The 15,293-nt window shown below is 71.9% G+C and carries 16 protein-coding genes; 7 read left to right on the forward strand and 9 right to left on the reverse strand.

Going from position 1 to position 15,293, the window contains the following annotated elements; genetic code table 11:
- The first annotated feature begins 110 nt into the window (after nt 1-110).
- The 4 genes from ACFRFC_RS17565 (at nt 111) to ACFRFC_RS17580 (ending at nt 4,210) form a co-directional block, all read left to right on the forward strand.
- Complete coding sequence (locus ACFRFC_RS17565; RefSeq protein ID WP_382686173.1) at nt 111-887, forward strand: SDR family oxidoreductase; 777 nt, start codon at nt 111-113, stop codon at nt 885-887.
- A gap of 137 nt (nt 888-1,024) precedes the next feature.
- Nucleotides 1,025-1,933: a hypothetical protein gene (locus ACFRFC_RS17570; protein WP_382686174.1), complete on the forward strand. Its 909-nt coding sequence runs from the start codon at nt 1,025-1,027 to the stop codon at nt 1,931-1,933.
- A gap of 129 nt (nt 1,934-2,062) precedes the next feature.
- The gene (dapF, locus tag ACFRFC_RS17575; protein ID WP_382686177.1) at nt 2,063-3,073 is read left to right on the forward strand and encodes a diaminopimelate epimerase; all 1,011 of its coding nucleotides are present in this window, start codon (nt 2,063-2,065) and stop codon (nt 3,071-3,073) included.
- Between the two features lie 66 nt (nt 3,074-3,139).
- Nucleotides 3,140-4,210, forward strand: a complete 1,071-nt coding sequence (locus tag ACFRFC_RS17580) for a dihydrouridine synthase (RefSeq protein ID WP_382686458.1) — start codon at nt 3,140-3,142, stop codon at nt 4,208-4,210.
- Between the two features lie 338 nt (nt 4,211-4,548).
- Here ACFRFC_RS17580 and ACFRFC_RS17585 read toward each other — a convergent pair whose 3' ends face one another.
- Entirely contained in the window at nt 4,549-4,869 is a 321-nt protein-coding gene (locus ACFRFC_RS17585; RefSeq protein ID WP_382686180.1) for a nuclear transport factor 2 family protein, read from the reverse strand.
- A 136-nt stretch (nt 4,870-5,005) separates the two neighbouring features.
- On the opposite strand from ACFRFC_RS17585, the gene ACFRFC_RS17590 reads away from it, so the two are divergent.
- The gene (locus ACFRFC_RS17590; RefSeq protein ID WP_382686183.1) at nt 5,006-5,572 is read left to right on the forward strand and encodes a DoxX family membrane protein; all 567 of its coding nucleotides are present in this window, start codon (nt 5,006-5,008) and stop codon (nt 5,570-5,572) included.
- Between the two features lie 69 nt (nt 5,573-5,641).
- Here the strand turns inward: ACFRFC_RS17590 and ACFRFC_RS17595 are convergent, their stop codons facing one another.
- Entirely contained in the window at nt 5,642-5,908 is a 267-nt protein-coding gene (locus ACFRFC_RS17595) for a DUF6243 family protein (RefSeq protein ID WP_382686185.1), read from the reverse strand.
- 108 nt (nt 5,909-6,016) lie between these two features.
- On the opposite strand from ACFRFC_RS17595, the gene ACFRFC_RS17600 reads away from it, so the two are divergent.
- Together ACFRFC_RS17600 and ACFRFC_RS17605 are read left to right on the forward strand one after the other, a co-directional pair.
- On the forward strand, nt 6,017-6,709 hold the full coding sequence (locus ACFRFC_RS17600) for a TetR/AcrR family transcriptional regulator (RefSeq protein WP_382686188.1): 693 nt from the start codon (nt 6,017-6,019) through the stop codon (nt 6,707-6,709).
- 127 nt (nt 6,710-6,836) lie between these two features.
- Nucleotides 6,837-7,577 (forward strand): bifunctional DNA primase/polymerase, encoded by a 741-nt coding sequence (locus ACFRFC_RS17605; protein ID WP_382686191.1) that lies wholly within the window; start codon nt 6,837-6,839, stop codon nt 7,575-7,577.
- 34 nt (nt 7,578-7,611) lie between these two features.
- Here the strand turns inward: ACFRFC_RS17605 and ACFRFC_RS17610 are convergent, their stop codons facing one another.
- From ACFRFC_RS17610 to ACFRFC_RS17640, 7 genes are all read right to left on the reverse strand, one after another.
- Nucleotides 7,612-8,622 (reverse strand): hypothetical protein, encoded by a 1,011-nt coding sequence (locus ACFRFC_RS17610; protein WP_382686194.1) that lies wholly within the window; start codon nt 8,620-8,622, stop codon nt 7,612-7,614.
- Nucleotides 8,573-9,454, reverse strand: coding sequence for an iron uptake transporter permease EfeU (gene efeU, locus ACFRFC_RS17615; RefSeq protein ID WP_382686197.1), 882 nt, complete (start codon nt 9,452-9,454; stop codon nt 8,573-8,575). The genes ACFRFC_RS17610 and efeU overlap by 50 nt, the downstream gene beginning before the upstream one ends.
- 2 nt (nt 9,455-9,456) lie before the next feature.
- Nucleotides 9,457-10,785, reverse strand: coding sequence for an iron uptake transporter deferrochelatase/peroxidase subunit (gene efeB, locus ACFRFC_RS17620; protein ID WP_382686201.1), 1,329 nt, complete (start codon nt 10,783-10,785; stop codon nt 9,457-9,459).
- A 10-nt stretch (nt 10,786-10,795) separates the two neighbouring features.
- A complete protein-coding gene (efeO, locus tag ACFRFC_RS17625; RefSeq protein ID WP_382686204.1) occupies nt 10,796-11,953 on the reverse strand; it encodes an iron uptake system protein EfeO in 1,158 nt (385 codons plus the stop codon).
- 161 nt (nt 11,954-12,114) lie between these two features.
- On the reverse strand, nt 12,115-13,080 hold the full coding sequence (locus ACFRFC_RS17630) for a heme ABC transporter ATP-binding protein (RefSeq protein ID WP_382686206.1): 966 nt from the start codon (nt 13,078-13,080) through the stop codon (nt 12,115-12,117).
- Entirely contained in the window at nt 13,077-14,174 is a 1,098-nt protein-coding gene (locus ACFRFC_RS17635; protein ID WP_382686461.1) for a FecCD family ABC transporter permease, read from the reverse strand. Before ACFRFC_RS17635 ends, ACFRFC_RS17630 begins: the two co-directional genes overlap by 4 nt.
- A gap of 5 nt (nt 14,175-14,179) precedes the next feature.
- The gene (locus ACFRFC_RS17640) at nt 14,180-15,229 is read right to left on the reverse strand and encodes a hemin ABC transporter substrate-binding protein (RefSeq protein WP_382686208.1); all 1,050 of its coding nucleotides are present in this window, start codon (nt 15,227-15,229) and stop codon (nt 14,180-14,182) included.
- Nucleotides 15,230-15,293 lie beyond the last annotated feature (64 nt).

A 15,293-nucleotide genomic window follows, 5' to 3' on the forward strand; every position in this document is an offset into this window, starting at 1 on the left:
GCCTCTGTTCCCTAGAACCCCGTCCGGTCACCACGCCGGGCGGGGTTCCCGTGTTCCGGGTTCGGGAGCGACCCGCACCCGGTCCCGTACCCTGCGGCCTCATGAATGCCATGGGAACTGCGAAGCACCCCCAACCGGACGGGCCTCGGATCGCGATCGTGACCGGCGCGGGTTCCGGGATCGGCCGCGCGGTCGCCGCCGAACTGCTGCGCACCGGCTGGGCGGTGACGCTGGCGGGCCGCCGCCCCGAGACCCTGGAGGCGACGGCGGCACTGGTCCCGGACGCCGACTCGCTCGTCGTCCGCACGGATGTGGCCCGGCACGAGGACGTGGCCGCGCTGTTCTCCGCGACCATCGGCCGGTACGGGCGGCTGGACCTGCTGTTCAACAACGCCGGCACGTTCGGGCCCGGCGGGGTGCCGGTCGAGGAACTGTCCTACGACGCCTGGCGGCACGTCGTGGACACCAACCTCAACGGGGCGTTCCTGTGCGCCCAGGCGGCCTACCGGCAGATGAAGGAGCAGGACCCGCGGGGCGGCCGGATCATCAACAACGGCTCGATCAGCGCCCACACCCCGCGCCCCCGCTCGGTCGCCTACACCGCCACCAAACACGCGCTGACCGGCCTCACCAAGTCCCTCTCCCTGGACGGCCGTCCGTACGACATCGCCGTCGGCCAGATCGACATCGGCAACGCGGCCACCGACATGACCGCACGCATGCAGTCCGGGGTCCTCCAGGCCGACGGCTCGGTGGCGCAGGAGCCGGTGATGGACTCCGCCGATGTCGCCAGGACCGTACGGCACATGGCGGAACTGCCACTGGAGGCGAACATGCAGTTCGTGACCGTGCTGGCGACGGGGATGCCGTTCGTCGGGCGGGGTTGAGCGGGACGGCATCGCCGTCGCCGACGGACGCCACAGAGCCGAGGCCGCGCGGCGCACAGGCTCCCTTGCCCCGACTGTCCGCACCCGGGATCATGGTCACGGCCATGCGGAGAGTTGGGGCGAGGGGAAATCCATACATGTCGACACCACCGCGTCGTGACACCGGCACGCGGATCGCGGAAGCGCTCTCCTCCCAGGCGCTCAACGCCTTGATCGGGATCGTCGGCCTGGTGATCCCCGTGGTCGCCTGGGTCATGCAGCAGAAGAACCTGACGAACATCGTGCTGGCCGCCGAAACCGCGCTGCTGTTACTGATGATCGTCAACCACATGTGGTTACGTCGTATCTACATCCAGTTGCGCCGGGCCAACGACCGAGACATGGCGGACGCACGCTACTTCGCCCTGATCCGTAACCAGCTGGAAAGAGACCTCGTCGCGAACTTCGGTGAGATCGCCGACGGGCACCTCCAGGTGTACGCGTCCGAGGTGCCGCGCCTGTCGGTCCTGCTCTTCAGGGTGCTGATCAGCTCCGGTGCGCAGCCGCAGCGCGTGCTCGCCGCCGACCTGACGACCAGCCCGAACCTACTCACCGCGCGCCGCGAGTACCTCTCCGTGAACCGGCAGCTGATCGAGGCGGGCGGCAGTATCCAGCGGCTCTTCATCTGCTGGACCGTGGATCTCGTGAAGGAGGATTTCGGGCGCTCGCTGCTCCAGCTCATCGATCACCACCGGTCCCTGGGCGTGCAGTGCGCGCTGGCCGTGCGTGACCGGCTCCGGGCCGATCAGGCGATCGACTTCGTCGTCGTCTCCCACGCCGCCGTGCTCGTCGAGGAGGAGCAGGGCGACGCCGAGTACCTTCGCGGTCGCTCCTCGGTGTACTTCAAGTCGGTCGAGCGGTGGGCGGGGCGCTACGAGTCCCTCTGGGGCCACGGCTCCCACTCGGCGCCGTTCGCGCTGAGCACGTACGAGACCCGGGTGCGCCCGATGCTCACCGCCGGGGAGTGGGACGAGGCCGCGGTGCGGGCCACCGTAGACCGGCTCTGAAGGGTGAGGCGGAGGCGACAGCCGGGTGGGCCTTCGCCTGCGTCGATAATCTGTGCGCACCGCCTAGACTGGGCGTGATCAGGCTGGTCCCGGTCGCGGGAGGGCCGGCAGTACGACGGACGGAAGACGATGGCTCTCTCCCTCATCAAGACGCACGGCAGCCTCAACGACATCTTCGTGATCGACGGCGCCCCCACAGACCACTTCGCCGAAGCGGACGTGGCACGTGCCGTGCGGAAGCTGTGCGACCGGCGTACGGGGCTCGGCGGCGACGGCGTGTACTTCATCGCCGACAACGGTGACGGGACCGCCGAGGCCTTCTTCCACAACCCTGACGGCTCGCCCTCGCTGCTGTGCGGCAACGGCATGCGCGGCGCGGGACGGCTGCTGCTCGACCGCCACCAGGCCGAGCGGGTCGTGCTGCACACCGGGCCGCACGCGTTCACCGTCAGCGCGGCGGAGACCACCTCCCACGGGGTGCGCCAGGTCTCCGTGGAGCTTCCCCCGGTCGACTTCACACCGGCCGAACCGATCGTCGCCGATGCCGAGTGGCCGTTCGTGGACCGGCAACTCACCGCATACCATGCGGCCCGGCATGTCAGCGCCGTCGCCGTGCCCAACTCCCACCTCGTCACGGTCCTGGATGACACGTACAACGAGGCGGAGCTGGTCGCCACCGGCAGCCGCGTCGCGAACACCCCGGGCGCCTTCCCCATCGGGGCGAACGTGTCCTTCGTGCGCCCGCTGACCGAGGCCGAGGTGTTCATCCGGACCTTCGAGCGCGGCGCGGGTCTCACGCCGTCGTGCGGCTCGGGCGTCGCGGCCTCCCGCGCGGTGCTCTCCCGTCTCGGCCGGGTGGAGCCGGACCGGCCGGTGGTCGTCCGCAATCCCGGCGGTGTCGCGCGCTCCTGGATGAAGACGGACGGCGAGCGGTGGCGTCCCGTTCTGGAAGGCAACGCCACCAAGGTCTACGCCGCCGAACTCGACCCGGCCGCCCTCCTCGGCGATGGTCCCGTGGAGTACCAGGGCGACGCGTTTCTCGGTGAAGTCGAGGCATTCGCCGCGCTGAACAGCGACAATCTCAAGGAACTTGAGGAAGCCGGGATCGAGATGACCATGAAGAGCCCTTCGGCCCTCTGAGGATCGCGCCGCGCCGCGGCCCCGGTCACCGTCCGGCACGGAGACACGGAGGGGCCGTACGTGGTCATGTATCTGGAGTTCGTGGCGGTCATCTCGGCGGGCATCGCCTTACGTCAGGCGGACCGCTGGTGGTTCAGTCCCCGGCGGGGCCGCGCCCCGGCAGCGATGCTGCGGGACATCAGAGCACTTCAACGCAGGCGTGCCAACGACATCACACCGGTGCTGCTTCTGCTCGGCCACTGGGTCGAGTTGGCGGGCTGGTTCCTCGTCGCCGGTCGGGGCGGTCCGGTCGGCTGGGCCGTGGCCGCCCTCGCTGTCGGCGTCAAGTTCCGGCACTTGCAGGAGGTCAGCCACTTCGCCGTGCACGGGGTGCTGACGCGCGGGGGCACATGGGGCCTGGTTCTCGCGGAGGTGGCCGTCCATGTCCCGCTCGGGCTCGTGCCCGTCCCGGTCCGCCGCAGACGGCATGTGCGCGAGCACCACCCGAACGCGACGGTCCCCGGGGCCGATCCCAACCTGCGGGAACTGCACGACGCCGGACTGCGCGCCGGGGTCAGCGGGCGGCGTTTCCTCCTCGGCCTCGTGTTCCCCCTCACACCCACCGGCCTGGCCGCGACCGTGCGGGGCATCGGCGGCAACCTGCGCGCCGGGGCGTGGTGGCGCCTCGCCGGGTTCCTGGCGCCGCCCGTGGCCGTCGCCGCCGCCCTCGGCTGGCAGGCCGCGCTGTTCGCGTACGCCGTGCCGCGTCTGCTGCTGTATCCGCAATTCGCCTGGATGTCCCTGCTCGTGGAGCACCGCTGGTGGGACGCGGACCCGGTGGCCGGACCGCCCGCCGCCGTGGAAGCGGGCCGCTGCCTGCGCCTGTACCCGCGCCGGCCGGTCCTCGCCCTCCTCGCACGCGGGACGTGGCTGCCGTACGGCGACCTCTACCACTACGCGCACTCCGCGCATCCCGCCGTGCGGTGGAACTACCTCCCCGCCCTGGAAACCGGCAGCCTCCCGCCCCCGGCCTACGCCCCGCGAACCCTGCTCCTCGGCGAGAGCGCGGTGGCCCGCCGCCACTTCCGGGCACTGACCTCGATGAACCGGGCTGAGCCGGTGGCGACCCGCAAGGCGGACGATCCTTTTCCGGCCTGAATGGCTGTCAACTGCCTTCTCCGACTCACGCCCTTCACAAGCTGCACAAGTGGAGTCATTCAGTCCGGGCTATTGCGGCCGGTGACGCGCTTATGCTCAACTCGTCTCCACCAGAGCTTCACACTTGGGGGACCGGGCTTCCGTAGTCGGCCCCAAGAGGGCGTCATCCGCAGCCCGCTCCGAGGGGGGAGGCGGCCGTCCCGCGCCCGGAAGGGGGTGGACCTCGCGAGGGACCGCGAGGTGCGCACCGGTTCGCGGGACGGCCGCGCCAACTCGTCGGCTCTGGTCTCTCCGCGGCTCCATCGGCCGCCTCGGGTCTCTCCGCTCGCTCCGGTCTCTCAGGCCTGGCCCGTCTCGAAGCGTGAGATATGGCCGTCCGGTTCGACGACGAAGCTCCAGCGGGTACGCATCTCGCCCCACGTGTCGTTGCGGTAGCCCGCGACGAGCGAGCGGCCGTTGTCCGACTCGACCTCCAGATGGCCGTGGGAGGAGAAGATCTCCCGGTCGATCCAGTCGTCCAGGTCCCGGTCGGAACCGTCGTCCGCCATCGTCGCGTCGGGGGTGAGCAGCGCCATGAGGGCGTCCCGGTCATGGGCGTTCACGGCGGCGACGAACGCACGGACGGCCGGATCACTGAGCCTGGCGGTCTGAATCGTCATACCGGCCAGCCTCACACCGCCCCCCGGCCCTCGCCACCCGAACGGCCGCCGGGGCGGGGCGGCCCGTCGGTCCCGATGCCACGGTGGACGGATATCGGGATATCGCGCTACAGATCCGTACTCACCGGGAGCCGCCGTGACCTGCTACGACCGACGTGATCTGGGCCTGCTGCTGCTCCGGCTGTCCACCGGCGGGATGCTCGCGGCGCACGGCGCGCAGAAGCTGTTCGGCTGGTTCGGAGGGCACGGCATCGAGGGGACCGGCCGGTTCATGGAGTCCGTCGGCTTCCGGCCCGGCCTGCCGAGCGCGACCGCCGCGGGCCTCGCGGAGGCGGGCGGCGGGGTGCTGCTGGCGCTGGGACTGGCGACCCCGGCGGCCGGTGCGGCGGCGGCCGGGGCGATGGCGGGTGCGGCGGCCGTGCACGCCCCGAACGGCTTCTTCGTCCAGGACGGCGGCTATGAGTACGCCGCCGCCCTCGGCCTGGCCGCCACCGGCCTCGCCGTGTCCGGACCCGGCAGGCTCTCCCTGGATCATGCCCTCGGCCACACCCTGGACCGCGGCTGGATGGTCCCGGCCGCCCTCGGCCTCACGGCGGCGGCCACAGCCGCGGTGATCGGCCTGCGCACCGGGCGGCTGCGGCGCGAGATGGAGGGGGAGCAAGGGGCGCTGTTCGAGGAGGGGCAGGTGGTGGCGGGGGAGTAGGGGGAGTAGGGGGAGTAGGGGGATGGGGGTGGGATTGGAGGAGTGGGAGGGGGGAGTCGGGGCGGGGGGCTATGAATCGGCGGGCTCTCCTTCGTGGCCCTCCTGGCCTCCCTGGCCCGCCAGGCCCTCCTGGCCTCCCTGGCCCTTCTCGCCCGCCTCGTCCGCCGGGCCTTCCTGCTGCTTCTCCTTCAGCTTGCGCAGCAGTTCGCGTTTCTGGGCCTGGGCGTCCAGGCCGCTGCCTACCGGGGCGCCGGACTTACGGCCGCGCAGGGCCGAGCGGCCCAGGTGGGACCGGGTGCCGCCGACTCCGAGCATGTTTCCCGAGTTACGACTCATGGGGCCACTCTCTCTTTCTCCGTCATGAGCGAGACGCTTCGTCTCGCCTTTTTCGCGTCTTCAGCATTCGCGAGACGCTGCGTCTTGTCAACCTGATAAATTCAGGCCATGGCAGCCACCAAGCCCACCCCCGACGCCTCCCGCCGCAGCGAGAAGTCCCGCCGAGCGATCTACGCCGCCGCCCTCGAACTGGTCACCGAGGCCGGATACGCCAGGACCACCATCGAGGGCATCGCCGCCCGCGCCGGAGTCGGCAAGCAGACCATCTACCGCTGGTGGTCCTCGAAGGCCGACGTCCTGATGGAGGCGTACCTCGACCTCGCCGACCAGGCCGCGGGGCAGACCGCCGATCAAGCCGCCGGCCAGGCCGGTGCCGTCCCCGGTAACTATGCCCTCCCCGACACCGGCGACCTCGCCGCCGACCTGAAACTCGTCCTGCGCGCCACCGTCGACGAACTGCTCGACCCCCGCTTCGAGGTCCCCTCCCGCGCCTTGGCCGCCGAGGGCATCGCCGACGCCGCGGTCGGCCGCGAGGTCGTTGCCAGGCTCCTCGAACCCTCGATCCAGCTCTACGTCCAGCGCCTGCGCGCCGCCCAGCGCGCCGGTGACGTACGCCCCGACCTCGATCCCCGGATCGCCCTGGAGCTGTTCGTCTCCCCGCTCGCCCAACGCTGGCTCCAGCACACCGCGCCCATCTCCTACGACTACACGGACACTCTGGTCGACTACGCACTGTACGGACTCGCGCCCCGCCAGGAAGCGCCCCGGCCGCCGGACAGCGCCCCGCGCACCGCCCCGTAAATCCCGGCAAGGCACCCGATGCCACCCACATCCGATGCACCCCGGATGTCTGCTCCGCACCCCCGGAGCGCACGATGGTGGGACCATAGGGCATGCTGTCCGCACAACGGCGAGGGTGAGGGGATAGATGAGCGCGGAGTTCGGCGGCCGTACCGGCCGGCAGGGCAAACTCGCCCAGTGGCTGCACAAACGCCGCCCGAAGGGGACCGCCGCCGACGACGGCGGACGGGAATCGCTGCTGCTCGCCGCCGCCGCCGCGGGACTGCCGCTGGCCCCCGCCGCGCACCCAGCCCCCGGCTACCGCTGCTCCTGCGACCGGGTCGGCTGTCCCACCCCCGCGCGGCACCCGGTGTCATTCGCGTGGCAGACCCAGTCCACCACCGACCACGCCCAGGTCGAGCGCTGGGCCCGCCACCAGCCGCAGGCCAATTTCATCACCGCGACCGGCATGGTGCACGACGTGCTGGACGTGCCGCTCCAGGCCGGGCGCGAGGCGCTGGCGGGGCTGCTGGCCGCGGGCATCGACGTCGGCCCGGTCGCCGAGAGCGACGAGGGCCGGATGATGTTCTTCACCCTCACCCGGGGCACCCCAGAGGACGAGGACGAGTGGTGGCCCTGTGAGCTGGACAGCCACCCCGAGACCCGGGACGAGCACCCCGGCCTGCGCTGGCACTGCCGAGGCTCCTACGTCCTGGTCCCCCCGGCCCGGCTGCTCGGCGACGGCCACGAGGTCCGCTGGATCCGCGGCCCCGAACACCCGCTGCCCGACCCGCTGACCCTTCTGGAACACCTCACCGACGCCGGCGCCCGCCACCCCGACCTGTCCGGCCCGGACCACCCGTCGGCGGCCTGGCCCCTGCACCGCTGAACCCTCTGATTCCCTCTATTTCCCCCTACTTCCCCTACTCTCCCTGCGCCGAAGTCAGCCCCTGGACGCGCCCCAGGATCGTCACCTGCTGGTCGCCGCTGCCTCGTGGCGGGGTCAGGACCACCTCGTTGGAGACGAACTCCATCGTCAGGGACTGCTTGATCTCACCCTTGGTGAGGGCCAGGACGGCTTCGTCCGGGGTGGGGACCGAGGAGCCGGTGTGGGCGGTCTGCTTCTCGAAGTGGCGAGTGGCGAAGAACACCAGCGCGCCCCCGTCCGCCGTGCGCAGCGCGAGCGGCTCGTAGTCGCCGCCGCCCACCGGCTCGTCGATGTACTGGGTCGCCAGGCCGGGCCGGGTCGCGTTCTGCGCCCGCTGCTCGCGCCAGCCGGTGGTGTGCGGGCCCGCCGCGAAGGTGTCGCCGCCGTCCTTGAGGTAGGTGGCGTAGTCCTGGCTCAGGTCCTCCGGCGGTACGGCCAGTTCGGCCGAGTCGGCCGGGACCGGTTCGGCCCAGCCGTCCGCGTCCTCCTTGAACGCGGGCACCTCGCCCGGCGCGACCAGGGTCAGGAACGCCGCCTCCCAGGGCTGGTCCAGGCCGTCGCGGGTGAACACGAACAGCCAGCGGCTCTCCCCGCCCTTGTTGCCCTGCGCGTCGGCCAGGAACCAGCGCGGCCAGCCCGCCTTCTTCGGGATGGTGAACCGCGCATCGGACAGCGTCAGCGGCGCGTGGTCCGGGTTGCCCTGCGGACTGCCCGCCCGGCCCGCCGTCAGCCGGGCCGCGTCGATGTCCGCGAGGGCGCCGGTGACATGACCGGCGTCCAGCGACGTGTCGTACGCCTTGTCGGCCGCGTTGTACGCGGCCGTGAACTCCTTCAGCGCCTGCGCGGCCTCCGCCTCGGTCGTCGCGGGCACCACCTCGCGCTCGCCGTGCACCACCACGCATCCGCTCGCCGTCAGCGACAAAGCGGTCACGGAGGCCGCCAGCAGCGTCCTGCGGTCAATCCTGCGGCGACTGCGCGGCGTTCGCGGGCCGCGATCCCTGCTCATCGGCTGACTTCACCCTCCCCTTCCCGGAGGCGAACCCTACCGGGGCGAAGAAGAACGCGAGCGTCGGGACCAGGTACAGCAGCCACACCGTGACCTGGAGGACGGTCGGGTCGGGCTGGAAGTTGAACACGCCCTTCAGCAGCGTCCCGTACCAGCTGTCCGGCGGGATCGTGCCGGAGATGTCGAACGCCTTGTCGGTGAGGCCGGGCAGCCAGTCGGCCTCCTGGAGGTCGTGGAAGCCGTACGCCAGTACCCCCGCCGCCACCACGACCAGCATCGCGCCGGTCCAGGTGAAGAACTTGGCGAGGTTGATGCGCAGCGCCCCCCGGTAGAACAGCCAGCCCAGCACCACCGCCGTGGCGATGCCGAGCGCCACCCCGATCAGCGGACGGGGCGTGCCGTCACCGGCCGCGCGCACCGACGCCCACACGAACAGGGCCGTCTCCAGGCCCTCGCGGCCCACCGCGAGCGCCGCGGTGGCGACCAGCGCGCCGGTGCCCATCGCCAGGGCCGCGTCCAGCTTGCCGTGCAGCTCCGAGCGCAGATGCCGGGCGGTGCGCCGCATCCAGAACACCATCCAGGTCACCAGGACCACGGCGAGGACCGACAGCGTGCCGCCGAGCGCCTCCTGCGCCTCGAACGTCAGCTCCTGGGAGCCGAATTCGAGCGCGCACCCGAAGCCCAGCGCGAGGGCGACCGCGACGGCGATGCCGGTCCACACCGGCTTGAGCGCGTCCCTGCGGTCCGTCTTCACCAGATAGGCGATGAGGATGCAGACGACGAGACTGGCCTCCAGCCCCTCGCGCAGACCGATCAGGTAGTTGGAGAACACGGTTATGCCTTCCCGGGGGATGCCGACGACTTGGGGGAATCAGACGACTCCGATGACTCCGATGACTCCGACGACTTCGATGACTCCGATGACTGTGACGGCTCCGTGAACAGCGCGCTGCCCCACCAGTCGTCCGCGTCACGCACCCCCGGCGGGATCGCGAAGACCGCCGAACCCACGTGCTGGAGATACTCGTTGAGCGCGTCGGTCGCCAGATTGCGCTGGACCGGGATGAATCCGGTGCGCGGATCGCGCTGGTAGGCGAGGAAGAACAGGCCCGCGTCGAGCCGTCCGAGGCCGTCGGTGCCGTCGGTGAAGGAGTAGCCGCGGCGCAGCAGCGTCGCCCCGTCGTTGGAGTCGGGGTGGGCGAGGCGCACATGCGCGGTGGGCAGCATCGCCTCCAGGAACGGCTCGTCGCGTTCCCTGGCCTTGCCGACCGGGGCGCCCTCGCCCTTGTCGCGGCCGATGATGTCCTCCTGCTCCTGGAGCGGGGCGCGGTCCCAGGTCTCGATGTGCATCCGGATGCGCCGGGCGACGAGATAGGAGCCGCCGGTCATCCAGGCGGGCCCGTCCGGCTCGCCCACCCACACGAACTTCTCCAGCCGGTCCGTCTCCGTGCCCGCGATGTTGCGGGTGCCGTCCTTGAAACCCATGAGGTTGCGCGGGGTCTGTTCGTCGGGCGTGGTCGAGGACGTCTTGCCGAAGCCGAGCTGCGACCAGCGCACGACGACCTTGCCGAAGCCGATCCGGGCGAGATTGCGGATGGCGTGCACGGCCACCTGCGGATCGTCGGCGCACGCCTGCACGCACAGATCGCCGCCGCTGCGGTCCGGGTCGAGGCTGTCGCCCGCGAACTTCGGCAGGTCCACGAGCGCGTCCGGCCGGGCGCCCGCCAGGTCGAACCGCCCGAACAGGGACGGCCCGAAGCCGATGGTCAGGGTCAGCCGTGAGGGCGGGAGGCCGAGCGCCTCGCCGGTGTCGTCGGGCGGCGCCTCGGGCAGCCCCCCGTACCCGCCCTCGCCGACCGGCTGACCCGCGGTCATCCGCCGGGCCGCGGCCGTCCAGTCCTTGAGCAGCGTGACGAGCGCGGCCCGGTCGTCGGTGGTCACGTCGAACGCGGCGAAGTGCAGCCGGTCCTGCACGGGCGTGGCGATCCCCGCCTGGTGGGCGCCGTGGAAGGCGACGGCCCCGCCGGCCGGATCGGGGGCTGCGCCGCCCGTGCGGGCCAGCGCGACCGTGCCGCCCGCTCCGGCGGCGCCGAGCGCGAGCCCGGCCCCGCCCCAGCCGATCAGCGCCCGCCGGGACGGACGGCGTTCCGGGGTGTCGGTCATCGGCCCGCCCCTACTTCACCACGACCGCGGCGGCCAGCTTCGACAGCGGCTCCGCGAGCGCGTTCACCGCGTCCGACAGCTCCTTGCGATCGGCGTCGCCGACCGTGTCGTAGGAGACGAAGTCGTACGAGGACGGGTCGTCGCGGTAGTCGTCCAGCAGGGTGTTCAGCGCGGCGAACTGCTTGTCCAGCTCGGTGACCAGCTCCGGGTCGTTCTCCTGGGCGACCGGCTTGAGCAGTTCGTACGACTTCTGGGCGCCCTCCACATTGGCCTTGAAATCGACCAGGTCGGTGTGCGAGTAGCGCTCCTCCTCGCCGGTGACCTTGCCGGTGGCGACCTCGTCCAGGAGTTCCTTGGCGCCGTTGGCCATGGAGGTCGGGGTGATCTCGGCCTTGCCGACCCGGTTCTGCCAGTCGGTGAGATCGGTGATCAGCTGGTCGGCGAGCTGCTTGTCGTGGTCGGTGAGCTTGCCGTCCTGCCACAGCGAGCGCTCCAGGCGGTGCCAGCCGGTCCAGTCGGTCTCCGGGTCCTGGCCGGCCTCCAGGCCGTCCTCGCGCAGATCGACCTTGGGGTCGATGTCGCCGAACGACTCGGCGACCGGCTCGGTGCGCTCCCAGCCGATCCGGGAGGTGGCGTACGCCGTCTTCGCGGCCGTCACGTCCCCGGCCTCGACCGCGTCCGCGAAGGTCTGCGCGAGCGGCAGGGTCTCGTCGGCCTGGGTCTGGACGTACAGCCGGTAGGCGGCGACCGCCGCGTCCAGCCGCGGGTCCCGCTCGGCGACCGCGCCGCCGGTGACGGTGAGGTCCTGGCGGATGCCGTCGCCCTGCATACCGGGCTTGCAGGCGATCTGGTACTCACCTGCCTTCACCTCGGCGGTGACCCGCTGGGTGGTGCCGGGGCCGATGTTCTCGCGCTCGGTGACCACCCGGTCGTCGGGGAAGAGGATGTACACCTCGTTGACCTTGGAGCCCTTGTTCTCCACGGCCAGCTCTATGTGCCCGGCCGGGACCTCGTGCGTGGACACCTCGCACGCGTCGTCCGTGGCGGTCACGTTGATGACATTGCCGTCGTCGCCCGAACCGCCCTTCTCGGTGCAGCCGGTGACGGCGGTCAGGGCGGCCACGGTGGCGGCGGCGGTAACGGCGAACGTGAGTCCGGCGGCACGCATACAGGCTCCATCAAACTGGCGGGAGTTAGGCGGGCCTAACTTATCGGAGCCTTACCTTTCTGATACCCGGTCGTACGGTGATTCAGCTCTCATGAACGGCGTAGGTGTATGCGCTGGTCAAGGGGGCTAAAAACGGGCCCCACGGGGGAGTCAAGAACCGGTCAAGGCTCCCGTCGCGGGGTCACGAGGACCGCCCCGGTGCGCGGATGCGGGAGCACCTCCACCGGCTGGTCGTACACCTCGGACAGCAGCCGCTCGGAGAAGATCTCCGCGGGCGGGCCGTCCGCCGCGACCCGCCCGGCGCGCAGGACCGCCACCCGGTGCGCGTAGGCCGCCGCGAGCCCCAGATCGTGCAGGACGACCACCACCGCGTCCCCGGCCCGCGCCCGCTCCCGGCACAGCCGCAGCACCAGTTCCTGGTGCTTGAGGTCGAGGGCGGCCGTCGGTTCGTCGAGCAGCAGCAGCGGCGCCCGCTGGGCGAGCACCCGGGCCAGCGCCACCCGCGCCCGCTCACCGCCGCTGAGCGCCGAGAACGGCCGTGCGGCGAACGCGGTCACCTCGGTCGCGGCCATCGCCCGCGCCACCGCCGGTTCGTCGTCGTCCTGGTCCACCGCGGCCCAGGGCGCCCGGCCCATCCGGACCACCTCCTCGACCGTGAAGGGGTAGGCCAGCGACGCCGACTGCGGCAGCACCGCCCGGCGCAGCGCGAGTTCGGGCGCGGACCACTCGGGCGCCGGGCGCCCATGGATCCGTACGACACCGGAGGCGGCCGGGACATCGGCGGCGAGGGCGCCCAGCAGGGTGGACTTGCCGGCCCCGTTGGGTCCGACCAGCGCCAGCACCTCGCCCGCGCGGACGGTGACGTCCACGCCCTGGAGGACCTCGCGATCACCGAGGCGCACGCAGAGGGCCTCGGTGATCGCGAGGATCTCGCCGGGTGCGGCCGGGGGTGGGGGAGTGGGGCGGGGGCGGAGTCGCAGGGGGAAGCGGGGGCGGCGGCGCCGCGCCTCGGGCGGGGTGGGGGTGGCGGTGCCGGGCCCGTCCGTGTCGGTGGTGGTGCTGCCGGGGTGATGGGTCTCGGCGATCCCGCCAGGCCCGTCCGTGTCGTCGGTGGTCGTCGGGGTCATGCCCAGCCTCCTTGTCTGCGGCGGGTGCGGCGTAGCAGCCAGAAGAAGAAGGGGCTGCCCACCAGCGCGGTCAGTACCCCGAGCGGCAGCTCGGCGGGTGCGGCCATCGTGCGGGCGGCGAGATCGGCGCCTAGCAGCACCACCGCCCCGCCGAGCGCGCTGCCCGGCACCAGGAAGCGATGCCCCGGTCCGGCCGCCATCCGCAGCAGGTGCGGGATGACGAGACCGACGAAGCCGATGACACCGGAGACGCTCACGGCGGCGGCCGTCAGCAGCGCGACCACCAGGATCAGCACGATCCGCAGCCGCTCCACCTCCACCCCCAGATGCCGGGCGGGCCGGTCGCCGAGCGCGAGCAGATCCAGGCGGCGCGAGTAGAACGGCGCCAGCACCAGCCCGAGCGCCGCGCACGGCAGCACCGCCAGCACCTTGGGCCAGGTCGCCTGGGAGAGCGAGCCGAGCTGCCAGAACGTGATCTGGTTCACGGCGGCGGTGTCCGCGAGGAAGATGAACAGACCGACCAGCGCCCCGCAGAACGCGTTCACCGCGATCCCGGTGAGGATCAGCGTCACCACTTCCGTACGGCCACCCGCGCGGGCCATCGCGTACACCAGCAGGACGGTGGCCAGACCGGCGACGAACGCCATCGCCGGGAGCGTCCAGTTGCCGAAGAAGTTCAGCCCCAGCGCGATACAGGCGACCGCGCCGACGGCCGCGCCGAGCGAGACGCCGATGGTGCCGGGCTCGGCGAGCGGGTTGCCGAACACGCCCTGCATCAGCGCGCCCGCGCAGCCCAGCGAGCCGCCGACCAGCAGCGCGAGCACGATCCTCGGGAACCGGACGTTCCACAGCACCGACTCCGCGACCCGGTCCAGTTCATGGCCGCCGAGCCCCACCTGGTGCTGGACGGAGGCCAGGACGTCCCCGACCGGGACCGGGTAGGCGCCGATACCGGCCGCCACCGGCACCAGCACCAGCAGACCCGCGATCAGTACGGCGGTCAGCAGCCAGGCCGGGCCGCGCCGGGACCGGGGCGTGGCCTTCGGCGGCGGCGCGGCGGGGCGGCCCGGGGAGTCCTCCACTGTCTTCTCCAGGACCGTCACTCGGTACTCCCCGGGTAGAGCTGGTCGATGACCGTGGCGAGCACCTGGTCGGTGCGCGGGCCGTAGCTGAGCAGCACCCCGTCCTCGACCGACACGATCCGCCGGTCGAGTCCGGCGGGCGTCTGCGCGATGCCCGGTATCTTCTCCAGCCCGTCGACGCCGCCGACCGACTCAAGTCCCGCCGCCATGACGAGGATCGCGTCCGGCGCGGCCTTCACCAGCGCCTCGCTGGTGAGCGGTGTGAAGTCCCCGGTGAGCCCCGATTCGGCCCCCGCGTCCACCCCGCCGGCCGCCTCGATCAGCGAGGTCGCGCCGGAGTCCGCCCCGCCGAGCAGATAGACGGAGGCCGAGCCGCGCAGATAGAGAAACGCCACGCGAGGCTTGTCCGCCCCCTGTTCCGTTCCTTGTTCCGGAACGTCCTCGCGTACGGCGGCGATCCGCTGCTCGGAGCGTTCGATCAGCTCCGTCCCGGCGGACGGTACGCCGAGCGCCCCGGCCACCGCCTCGATGCGCGGGCCGACATCGGCCAGGCCCTTGGCGGGGGCGACGGTCAGCACCGGCACCCCGGCCGCGCGGATCTGGTCCAGCGACTCGACGGGGCCGGACGTGGTCTCGGCGAGCACCAGGTCCGGCCAGAGCGAGAGCACGCCCTCGGCGGAGACATCGTGGGCGCGGGTGACCAGCGGCAGGTCCGCGGCCTGTTCGAAGGTGGTGGAGATGTCCCGGGCGACCACCCGGTCGCCGAGTCCGAGGCTGAACACGATCTCGCTGAGCGAGCCGGACAGCGGCACGATCCGGTCGGCCGCACGCAGGGTCAGCCGTTCGCCGTCCGCGGAGGTGACGGTGACCGGGAACTCCGGTGCCGGGGTCCCGGTGAGCGGCTCGACCCGGTCGGCGGGCTGCGCGGCGGCGGCCGCGGCCGGGTCCTTCGCGTCCGGGTCCGTACCCGTGTCACCGCCGGATCCGGTCGAAGCGGAACAGCCCGCCGTGGTCAGGGTGAGCACCGCCAGCAGGACTCCCGCCAGTCGTGTGCGCAAAGGTCGCACGTCCCATTCCTCTCCGCACCGGACCTTCCGGAATCACTCGATGGAGTTTAGGTTAGCCTTACCT

Origin of the sequence: Streptomyces sp. NPDC056734 (assembly GCF_042790455.1) — a bacterium.
In the GTDB taxonomy this organism is placed as follows: Bacteria; Actinomycetota; Actinomycetes; order Streptomycetales; family Streptomycetaceae; genus Streptomyces.

Bases quoted from the DNA above. Each gene is read 5' to 3' on its own strand.
- ACFRFC_RS17600 (WP_382686188.1), top strand. From the start codon at position 6,017: ATGGCAGCCACCAAGCCCACCCCCGACGCCTCCCGCCGCAGCGAGAAG.
- efeO (WP_382686204.1), bottom strand. From the start codon at position 11,953: ATGCGTGCCGCCGGACTCACGTTCGCCGTTACCGCCGCCGCCACCGTG.
- ACFRFC_RS17585 (WP_382686180.1), bottom strand. From the start codon at position 4,869: ATGACGATTCAGACCGCCAGGCTCAGTGATCCGGCCGTCCGTGCGTTC.
- ACFRFC_RS17610 (WP_382686194.1), bottom strand. From the start codon at position 8,622: ATGAGCAGGGATCGCGGCCCGCGAACGCCGCGCAGTCGCCGCAGGATT.
- ACFRFC_RS17630 (WP_382686206.1), bottom strand. From the start codon at position 13,080: ATGACCCCGACGACCACCGACGACACGGACGGGCCTGGCGGGATCGCC.
- efeB (WP_382686201.1), bottom strand. From the start codon at position 10,785: ATGACCGACACCCCGGAACGCCGTCCGTCCCGGCGGGCGCTGATCGGC.
- ACFRFC_RS17570 (WP_382686174.1), top strand. From the start codon at position 1,025: ATGTCGACACCACCGCGTCGTGACACCGGCACGCGGATCGCGGAAGCG.
- dapF (WP_382686177.1), top strand. From the start codon at position 2,063: ATGGCTCTCTCCCTCATCAAGACGCACGGCAGCCTCAACGACATCTTC.
- ACFRFC_RS17595 (WP_382686185.1), bottom strand. From the start codon at position 5,908: ATGAGTCGTAACTCGGGAAACATGCTCGGAGTCGGCGGCACCCGGTCC.
- ACFRFC_RS17580 (WP_382686458.1), top strand. From the start codon at position 3,140: ATGTATCTGGAGTTCGTGGCGGTCATCTCGGCGGGCATCGCCTTACGT.
- ACFRFC_RS17605 (WP_382686191.1), top strand. From the start codon at position 6,837: ATGAGCGCGGAGTTCGGCGGCCGTACCGGCCGGCAGGGCAAACTCGCC.
- ACFRFC_RS17565 (WP_382686173.1), top strand. From the start codon at position 111: ATGGGAACTGCGAAGCACCCCCAACCGGACGGGCCTCGGATCGCGATC.